This window comes from Candidatus Methylomirabilota bacterium, assembly GCA_035764725.1.
GTDB lineage: Bacteria > Methylomirabilota > Methylomirabilia > Rokubacteriales > CSP1-6 > DASRWT01.
Genome location: DASTYT010000071.1, coordinates 1 through 2,266, shown reverse-complemented (window position 1 = coordinate 2,266; position 2,266 = coordinate 1). Strand labels below are relative to the sequence as shown.

Annotated in this window: 2 protein-coding genes; both read left to right on the top strand. The window is 67.4% G+C overall.

The window, feature by feature from the left end; all coding sequences use genetic code 11:
• On the top strand, window positions 1–1,283 hold a 1,283-nt coding region (locus VFX14_12025), incomplete at its 5' end, for an MFS transporter (protein ID HEU5190408.1).
• A gap of 492 nt (window positions 1,284–1,775) precedes the next feature.
• Window positions 1,776–2,266 (top strand): phospholipase D-like domain-containing protein (locus VFX14_12020; GenBank protein HEU5190407.1); only part of this gene is annotated, 491 nt, incomplete at its 3' end.

The following is a 2,266-nucleotide window of genomic DNA, read 5'->3' as shown; positions in this document are numbered from 1 at the left end:
ATCAGATCCCCGTCCTGTGGCTCGCGGCCCCGCTGACGGGGCTGCTCGTGCAGCCCGTCATCGGCCACATGAGCGACCGCACCTGGAACCGCCTGGGCCGGCGCCGCCCCTACTTCCTCACGGGCGCGCTGCTCGCCTCCTTCGCGCTGATTGCCATGCCCAACTCGGGCACGCTCTGGATGGCGGCCGGGCTCTTGTGGGTGATGGACGCCTCCATCAACATCAGCATGGAGCCCTTCCGCGCCTTCGTCGCCGACCTGCTCCCGCCCGAGCAGCGCACGCGCGGCTACGCGATGCAGGCGCTCTTCATCGGGCTGGGCGCGGTCATCGCCTCGATGCTGCCGTGGCTCCTCTACGACCTCTTCCCGGCCGGCAGCGACGGCGGGGCGCCCGGCCGAACCATTCCGTTCGTGGTGCGACTGGCCTTCTATCTCGGCGCGGGGACTTACCTCGCGGCCGTGCTCTGGACCGTCGTCACGACCCGCGAGCATCCGCCGGAGGACCTCGAGGCCTTCCGGCGGATGAAGGCCGAGCAGGCCGGCCTCGGCGCCGCCGTCACCGAGATCCTCCACGACGTGCGGGCCATGCCCCAGACCATGCGCCGCCTGGCCTGGGTGCAGATCTTCACCTGGCTGGGCTTCTTCTGCATGTGGCTCTACTTCGGGGTGGCGGTGGCCCGGAACATCTTCGGCGGCACGCCCGGCACGCCGGCCTACGAGCAGGGCATCGCCTGGGCGGGCACGTGCTTCGCCATGTACTCGGCGGTGTGTTTCGCCTGCTCCTTCGCGCTCCCCGCGATGGCTGGGCGGCTGGGCCGCCGCCTCACCCACGGCCTGTGCCTGCTGCTGGGGGCCCTCGGCCTGCTCTCGGTCGCCCTCATCCACGACAAGTACCTGCTGCTCCTGCCCATGGTCGGCGTGGGCGTGGCCTGGGCCAGCACCCTCTCCATGCCCTACGCCATCCTCGCCGGCGCCCTGCCCGCCGGGAAGACCGGCATCTACATGGGCATCTTCAACTTCTTCATCGTCATCCCGGAGATCCTCGCCGCGCTCGGCTTCGGCGAGCTCCTGGAGCGCGTCCTCACCAACGACAGCGCCCTGGTGCGGCTGGTGGGCGGCGACAACCGGCTCACCGTCGTCGTCCTCGGCGGCCTCTCGCTGGCCGTGGCGGCGGCGCTGTGCGCCCTCGTCACCGACCCGTCGGCCGAACGGGGCGTCCCGGCGCGTGAGAAGCCGGCGCGCGTGATCGAGGAGCCTATCGCCTCCGGGGAGAGCGCAGGGTGAACTGGCTGAGGAAAACCTAGCCTAGGTCGCCCACGGCCTTCGCGCGGGCACGTCGCCACGCATCTGGCGCGCACTCAGCTCCCCCAGCGTGACCTTGCCCAGCAGGCGCTCTTTCATGACCTCCGAGAGCGAGCGCGCCGCCAGGGCCGAGTTGGTCCACCGGAACGTGGACAGCTGCCGCAGGATGAAAGGGCCCCTCGAAGTTCTGAGAGATCTCCGCCTGGTACTTGTCGAAGAACGCTCGATACTCCGGCGTGTAGTCTCCGCGGCTTCCATCGTCCCGGGCGTAGGACGAAAGTCGTACTGGTGCGGCCGATTCACACATGGGATAGAGCCGGCGTGAGCAGGCGCGCGACGAGTGTTAGGTCTCACGCATTCAAGAGAATCCTCCCGGCTCTCACAATCGCCCTTCTGCTTGGCGCTTGCGCCACGGTCGATTGGAGTTACCCGCGCACGCCCTCGATCGCATTCGCCCATCCCGAAACCACCAGCGTGGGCGCGCTCCTCGGGGAAGCGGCCGACAAACATCCGGGCTTGTCGGGCTTCTCGCTCCTCGAACACGCGGAGAACGGGTTTCTTGCCCGGCTCGCCCTGATCGACCTGGCCGAAAAGTCGCTGGATGCGCAGTACTACATCTGGAGTGCGGACACCACCGGCCGGATCTTGGCCAGCCGGGTGCTGCGCGCGGCCGATCGCGGCGTGCGCGTGCGGCTCTTGATCGACGACCACTATCAAACGCAGGACAGAGACTTCGTGCTTGCGGGGCTCGACGGCCATCCCAATATCGAGGTCCGCCTCTTCAATCCCATCACGAACCGGTTCTGGCGCACGTTGAGCTTCTTGGCCGATTTCCGCCGCGTCAATCACCGGATGCACAACAAGCTACTGGTTATGGACAACGCTGTGGCCATCTTAGGGGGCCGCAATATCGGGGATGTCTACTTCGGTGTTAAAAAAGAGCACAATTATCGCGATCTGGATGT